Origin of the sequence: Rhodopseudomonas sp. BR0C11, assembly GCF_010820945.1 — a bacterium.
Lineage (GTDB): Bacteria > Pseudomonadota > Alphaproteobacteria > Rhizobiales > Xanthobacteraceae > Rhodopseudomonas > Rhodopseudomonas palustris_H.
The window spans coordinates 1-6,045 of sequence record NZ_QTKI01000304.1 but is presented as its reverse complement, the minus strand read 5'-3'; the positions used below and the strand labels follow the sequence as shown (position 1 = coordinate 6,045).

The 6,045-nt window shown below is 64.7% G+C and carries 5 protein-coding genes and 1 pseudogene; 3 read left to right on the top strand and 3 right to left on the bottom strand.

Translation table 11 applies throughout. The features are described 5' to 3' along the window. The 3 genes from ispH to rnhA form a co-directional block, all read left to right on the top strand. The coding region (ispH, locus tag DYI24_RS19435; protein WP_164573470.1) for a 4-hydroxy-3-methylbut-2-enyl diphosphate reductase at nt 1-860 on the top strand (860 nt) is incomplete at its 5' end. A gap of 98 nt (nt 861-958) precedes the next feature. Continuing rightward, nucleotides 959-1,942: a homoserine kinase gene (locus tag DYI24_RS19430; protein ID WP_164573469.1), complete on the top strand. Its 984-nt coding sequence runs from the start codon at nt 959-961 to the stop codon at nt 1,940-1,942. Next, nucleotides 1,939-2,406, top strand: a complete 468-nt coding sequence (rnhA, locus tag DYI24_RS19425; protein ID WP_047309033.1) for a ribonuclease HI — start codon at nt 1,939-1,941, stop codon at nt 2,404-2,406. Before DYI24_RS19430 ends, rnhA begins: the two co-directional genes overlap by 4 nt. Before the next feature lie 150 nt (nt 2,407-2,556). Here the strand turns inward: rnhA and DYI24_RS19420 are convergent, their stop codons facing one another. From DYI24_RS19420 to DYI24_RS19410, 3 genes and pseudogenes are all read right to left on the bottom strand, one after another. Next, nucleotides 2,557-3,042, bottom strand: coding sequence for a peroxiredoxin (locus DYI24_RS19420; protein ID WP_107345858.1), 486 nt, complete (start codon nt 3,040-3,042; stop codon nt 2,557-2,559). A gap of 251 nt (nt 3,043-3,293) precedes the next feature. Further along, nucleotides 3,294-4,985, bottom strand: a complete 1,692-nt coding sequence (locus DYI24_RS19415) for a long-chain fatty acid--CoA ligase (protein ID WP_107345857.1) — start codon at nt 4,983-4,985, stop codon at nt 3,294-3,296. Between the two features lie 274 nt (nt 4,986-5,259). Next, nucleotides 5,260-6,045, bottom strand: a pseudogene (locus DYI24_RS19410) (peptidase M15); the annotation flags it as partial.

Genomic DNA, 6,045 nt, shown 5'->3' with positions numbered 1-6,045 from the left:
ACGGCGCCCCGGTCTATGTCCGGCACGAAATCGTCCATAACAAATACGTGGTCGACAGCCTGCGCGCCAAGGGCGCGATCTTCGTCGAGGAACTGGAAGAGATTCCGGACACCAAGGCCCCGGTGGTGTTCTCCGCCCACGGCGTGCCGAAGTCGGTGCCGGAAGACGCGCTGTCGCGGAATTTCTTCTCGATCGACGCCACCTGCCCGCTGGTCACCAAGGTGCACCGCGAGGCGGCGATCCATTTCAAGCGCGGCCGCGAGATCCTGCTGATCGGCCATTCGCACCATCCGGAGGTGGTCGGCACCCTCGGCCAGTTGCCGCCCGGCGCGGTGACGCTGATCGAGACCGCGGCCGATGCCGAGGCGTATCAGCCCAAGGATCCGGACAACCTCGCCTTCGTCACCCAGACCACGCTGTCGATCGACGACACCGCCGGCATCGTCACGGTGCTGCGCGAGCGCTTCCCGAACATCTCCGGGCCGCACAAGGAAGACATCTGCTACGCCACCACCAACCGCCAGGCGGCGGTGAAGAAGGTGGCGCCGGTGGTCGACGCCATGATCGTGGTCGGCGCGCCGAATTCGTCGAACTCGCAGCGGCTGCGCGAAGTCGCCGAGCGCGAGGGCTGCAAGGTCGCGGTGCTGGTGCAGCGCGCCTCGGATCTCGACTGGAGCCAGTTCGAGGGCATCAAGGTGCTCGGCCTCACCGCCGGGGCCTCCGCCCCCGAGGTGATCGTCGAGGAGATCATGGGCGCCTTCGCCGAGCGGTTCGACCTGTCGGTCGAGACGGTGTCGGCGGCGGAAGAAAACGAGTTCTTCCCGGTGCCGCGGGTGCTGCGCCCCGACGCCGCGGAATAACCGGCCGGACCCGGGGGCCTCCCCCGGGGCGCCCTTTCATCGCGCCCCGTCTTGGTCTAGGAAGCCGCCAGCTTTTTTCCTTCTGATCGGATCACGCCATGGCGGTCTATACCGACGTCGCCGCCGACGAGCTTGCGGATTTCCTGAGCCGCTACGACATCGGCGACTTGTTGTCCTACAAAGGCATCGCCGAAGGCGTCGAGAACTCCAACTTCCTGCTGCACACCTCGCGCGGCTATTTCATCCTGACGCTGTATGAAAAGCGCGTCGCCCGCGACGATCTGCCGTTCTTCCTCTCGCTGATGACGCATCTGGCCGGCAACGGCATCAGCTGTCCGCAGCCGGTCGCCGATCGAGAAGGCCATACGCTGGCGACGCTCGCCGGCCGTCCGGCAGCGATCATCAGCTTCCTGGACGGAGTTTGGCCGCGCAAGCCGAGCGTGGTGCATTGCGCCGGCGTCGGCCAGGCACTCGCCAAGATGCATCTGGCAGGCCGCGACTTTGCGATGAAGCGCGCGAACGCGCTATCGGTCGCCGGCTGGCGGCCGCTGTTCGCTGCCGCGGAGGCGCGCGCCGACGAAGTACAGCCGGGCCTGCGCGATTTCCTGGCCGCCGAGCTGAGCTATCTGGAAAGCGGGGTTTGGCCGTCCGATCTGCCGCAGGGGCTGATCCACGCCGACCTGTTCCCGGACAACGTGTTCTTCATCGGCGACGACGTCTCCGGCATCATCGACTTCACATTCGCCTGCAACGATCTGCTCGCCTATGACGTGGCGATCTGCCTGAACGCCTGGTGCTTCGAGGCCGACCACGCCTTCAACGTCACCAAGGCGCGGGCGTTGCTCAGCGCCTATACGCGGGAGCGGCCGCTCGATGCCGCCGAGCAGGCCGCGCTGCCGCTGCTCGCCCGCGGCGCCGCGCTACGCTTCCTGCTGACCCGCCTGGTCGACTGGCTCAACGTGCCGGAAGGCGCGCTGGTGAAGCCGAAGGACCCGATGGAATACGTCCGCAAGCTGCGCTTCCAGCAGAATGTCGCCGGAATTCGCGACTATGGTGTCGAGATCGCAGGGGCGGTGGCGTGAGCGAGGCTGACCAGAAGCCGGTGATCATCCACACCGACGGCGCCTGCTCCGGCAACCCCGGCCCCGGCGGCTGGGGTGCGATCCTCAAATTCGGCGACGTCGAAAAAGAGCTGAAGGGCGGGGAGCCCCACACCACTAACAACCGGATGGAGTTATTGGCGGCGATCTCGGCGCTCGAAGCGCTGACGCGGCCGTGCTCAGTGGATCTCTATACCGACAGCCAATACGTCAAGAACGGCATCGGCAGCTGGATTCACAACTGGAAGCGCAACGGTTGGAAGACCGCCGACAAGAAGCCGGTCAAGAACGTCGATCTGTGGCAGCGCCTCGACGCCGCGCTGAAGACTCACAGCATCCGTTGGCACTGGGTCAAAGGCCACGCCGGTCACGCCGAAAACGAACGCGCCGATCAATTGGCGCGGGACGGCCTCACCGAAAACCGGATGAAGTCGCGGCTGAAGTAATCACTTCACCGTCGTCGTCACCCGCGCATGCGGGTGATCCAGTATTCCAGAGAGCTTGTTACTTCAGCACGAACGCCCTGGAATACGAGATCGCCCGGACACGCCGGGCGATGACGTTGGTTTTAGAGGCGAAGTGTGCCGGTTATCAGCTCACAGCTGCCCGAGCAGCGTGTCGCCGCCGGAGACTTCGACCTTGCCGGGGTTCGGCTCGAGGTTGAGGGTCTTCACCACGCCGTCTTCGACCAGCATCGAATAGCGCAGCGAACGGGTGCCGAGGCCGAAGCCCGAGCCGTCCATTTCCATGCCGATCGCCTTGGTGAAGTCGGCATTGCCGTCGCCGAGGAAGATCGCCTCATTGCGCTGGTCGGTGTCGCGCTTCCAGGCATTCATCACGAAGGCGTCGTTGACCGAGACGATCGCGATGGTGTCCACGCCCTTGTCCTTGATCGCGTAGGCGTTGAGGAAGATGCTCGGCAGATGCATCTTGTGGCAGGTGCCGGTGTAAGCGCCGGGCACGGCGAACAGCGCCACCTTCTTGCCCTTGAAGATATCGTCGGTGGTCTTCACCTGCACGCCGTCTTCGGTCATTACCCGAAACTGCGCGTCGGGCAGGCGGTCGCCAACCTTGATGGTCATCGGTATCTCTCCCTGTTGTGCGGATGATTTCTAGCCCGCGGGTATGACAGTGACAAGATTGCGGGATCGGTCAGGTGTTTGTGCTGACTGGTGGCGGCGCGTGCTCCCAAGCGTAACGCCGTCATTCCGGGGCGCTCGCGCCAGCGAGCGAACCCGGAATCTGAAACGGGCACGATAACTGCGGGATTCCGGGTTCGCGGCCGTTTGGCCGCGCCCCGGAATGACGTGGAGGGCAAAAGAAGACCAGGCGTTTATGCCGCTGCCTGATTGCTCTTCTTTTCGTCACGCAGTTCGCGGCGCAGGATCTTGCCGACGTTGGTCTTCGGCAGCGTGGTGCGGAATTCGATCTGCCGCGGCACTTTGTAGTTGGTCAGTTCATTGTGGCAGAACTTGATGATGTCCTCGGCTGTGACATCCGGGTCCTTCTTCACCACGAACGCCTTGACGGCCTCGCCGGTGCGCGAGTCCGGCACGCCGATCACCGCGCATTCCAACACGCCGGGATGGCTGGCGACCACTTCCTCGACTTCGTTTGGATAGACGTTGAAGCCGGAGACCAGGATCATATCCTTCTTGCGGTCGACGATCTTGGTGAAGCCGTCCGGCGACATCACGCCGATATCGCCGGTGCGGAAGAAGCCGTCGGCGGTCATCACCAGCGCGGTCTCGTCTGGACGATTCCAGTAGCCGGACATCACCTGCGGACCCCTGGCGCAAATCTCACCCGGGGTGCCGAACGGCACTTCCTTGCCCTCTTCATCGCGGATCGAGAGCTCGGTCGACGGCATCGGAAGCCCGATGGTGCCGTTGAACTCGGTCACGGTCGCGGGGTTGCAGGTCAGCACCGGCGCGGTCTCGGACAGACCGTAGCCTTCGGCGATCGGGCAGCCGGTCATCTTCAGCCAGGCTTCGGCGACCGGACGTTGCACCGCCATTCCGCCGCCGTTGGAGATCTTCAGCTTGGAGAAGTCGACCTTGTCGAAACCGGGCGCATGGAGCAGGCCGTTGTACAGCGTGTTGACGGCCGGGAAGCTGTTGACCTGATACTTCATCAGTTCCTTGATGAAGCCCGGAATGTCGCGCGGGTTGGGGATCAGCAGGTTGACGCCGCCGGCGCGCATGCCGAGCAGGTAGCACGCGGTCAGCGCGAAGATGTGATACAGTGGCAGCGCGCAGACGATGAACAGCTGGTCGACATGCGGCGGCTTGGCCAGCGCCGGCTGCAGCCAGGCATCGTTCTGCAGCACGTTCGCCACCACGTTGCGGTGGAGCAGCGTCGCGCCCTTGGAAACGCCGGTGGTGCCGCCGGTATATTGCAGGAAGGCGACGCTCTCGGGACCGATCGCCGGCTTGGTGAACTTCTGGCCGCGGCCGGCCGAGACCGCATCGTTGAACGAGACCGCGCCCGGCAGCGAATAGGCCGGCACCATCTTCTTTACCTTGCGGACCACCAGATTGACGATCACGCCCTTGAAGCCGAGCATGTCGCCCATCGTGCCGACGATGATGTGCTTGACGGGCGTGCGGGCGACCACCTGCTCGACCGTGTGGGCGAAGTTCTCCAGCACGATGATGGCTTCGGCGCCGGAATCCTTGAGCTGATGCTCCAGCTCGCGCGGGGTGTAGAGCGGGTTGACGTTGACCACCGCGAAGCCGGCGCGCAGCACTGCAGCGATCGCCACCGGATACTGCAGCACGTTCGGCATCATCAGCGCGACGCGCGCGCCCTTCTGCAGACCCTTGCCCTGCAGGTAGGCGCCCAGTGCGACCGACATCTCGTCGAGCTCGCGATAGGTGATGGCCTTGTCCATGCAGATGAAGGCTTTGCGATCGCTGTACTTACGGAAGCTTTCCTCGAACAGATCGACCAGCGAGGGATACTGCGTCACGTCGATGTCGGCCGGGACGCCCGGCGGGTATTGCTTGAGCCAGATCCGCTCCATGGTGTGTTCCTCGTGTCGCCTGCCCGAAGCATTCCGCTTCGGGCGTTATGATTGTTGCATATCGATTGGGGGCGGCGAATTGGCCGAAAGACGCCGCAGGTCGTTTGCTGCGCTGCGAAATAAGTACTCGAAAACCGCGTTCGACCTCCCGTTCGGCGGAGTATTGAGCGAAGCCAACACCGAACGCAAGCGGCCGCACGCCGCAGTGCGACGGCGGTCTGTGAACCATCAAGCGGCAGCAACGAGAGGTTGATTCAGGCTGCCGTAACGGTCGTCAGGATTTCGGCTTGGCGTCGCTGGCTGCGCTGCTCGGTGCAGGTTTGGCGGCTGCCTTCGGCTTCGGCTTGGCCGGGGCGGCGGGCTTGTCCGCGGCGGCTTCAGGCTTTGCCGTCGCATGCTTTGGGCTCGCATGCTTGGTGCCGGCTGGCTTGGCACCGGCAGCAGGCTTGGCCGGCTTGTTGGTATCGACGACGACCGCGGTACGCGGCTTGCTGCCCTTCGGCGCGGCCTGATCGACGCTGGCTTCCTGACCTTCCGAAGCGGCGTCGTTCTTCTTCGCGACCCGGGCTTTCTTCTTCTTGGCCGGCTTGACGGCCTGCCGCTCGGCATCGCTGGCCTCGGCGGCGATCAGCGCCGGACCGCTGCGGGTCGGACCGGTATAGACCAGCACCGGCTGGGTCGGTTCAGGTTCGGCGGCGATCATGTCGACCGGCCGCAGCGCCGGCGTCTGGAACATCGACATCACCGGATTGCCCGACAGCGCGTTGGCGACGGTTTCGTCTTCGTCGCTGGCCGGGCGCTTGCGCTTCGGTCCGCACATCTCGTCACGCAGATCCGGCGGCGCTGCGGCGATCGGCGCCAGATTGTCGACGGTGCCGAGCGACGGCGTCAGCCAGGCAAGGGTGTTGGTGGAGAAGCCGCGCTCCAACAGTTGGGCGGCCTTCACGGCGCGGTCCTGGCCGGAGCTGGCGCCGAGCACGACGGCGATCAGGCGGCGGCCGTTGCGCGTGGCGCTCGCGACGAGGTTGTAGCCCGAGGCGCAGATGAAGCCGGTCTTGAA

Bases quoted from the DNA above. Each gene is read 5' to 3' on its own strand.
- DYI24_RS19430 (WP_164573469.1), top strand. From the start codon at position 959: ATGGCGGTCTATACCGACGTCGCCGCCGACGAGCTTGCGGATTTCCTG.
- DYI24_RS19420 (WP_107345858.1), bottom strand. From the start codon at position 3,042: ATGACCATCAAGGTTGGCGACCGCCTGCCCGACGCGCAGTTTCGGGTA.
- DYI24_RS19415 (WP_107345857.1), bottom strand. From the start codon at position 4,985: ATGGAGCGGATCTGGCTCAAGCAATACCCGCCGGGCGTCCCGGCCGAC.